This is a genomic window from Niallia sp. Sow4_A1 (assembly GCF_052116745.1).
Lineage (GTDB): Bacteria > Bacillota > Bacilli > Bacillales > Cytobacillaceae > Niallia > Niallia hominis.
In genome coordinates, this window is sequence record NZ_JBQKKM010000134.1 from 1 (window position 1) to 595 (window position 595).

The following is a 595-nucleotide window of genomic DNA, read 5'->3' on the forward strand; positions in this document are numbered from 1 at the left end:
AATAGTCAGAAATGTGGATAACTACAAAAAGGATTATCAGCTCGTAAAACGGTGGGATCTGCGTTTTAAAAGGATTGCCACAATCATGGATCCTTCCGAAAACAAAACAAGTTCTTGGGTTGAATCCCGGTTAAAACAATATCTGACCCAAATAGAAAAGGAACTAAACCGTGAAGATGATTTTGCCTTTGTGGACAATCTGATGAGATATAGTAAAGGCTTTTGGAAAGGTCTCTTTACATTTTACGATTACCCTCTCCTGCCAAGGACAAATAATGATTTAGAGCTTTTCTTTAGAAGAACAAAAGTAAGGCATCGTAGGATTACAGGCAGTCGAACTTGGAATCGATACATTGTTCGTCACGGTGAAAACATCGTATTCGTTGAAAATGTTAAAAATGAACAAGATGGGCTGCAGAAGATTCGGAATGCTACTTATTCTGGCTATAAAAAAGAAGTTAGTAAGTGGGACAGTCGAATACATGAACACACAAAACAGAGAAGATTTAAGCAGGACCCAAATGCATATTTAAACAATATTGAAAGCAAGTGGAATCGGCACAACTAAATCATTGTGTTAGTTGTGCCGTGTAAG

At 37.3% G+C, this 595-nt stretch carries 1 protein-coding gene; it reads left to right on the top strand.

The features are described 5' to 3' along the window. A partial coding sequence (locus tag ACTQ5K_RS25530) for a hypothetical protein (RefSeq protein WP_441994454.1) occupies nt 1-568 on the top strand: 568 nt, incomplete at its 5' end. Nucleotides 569-595: the final 27 nt, after the last annotated feature.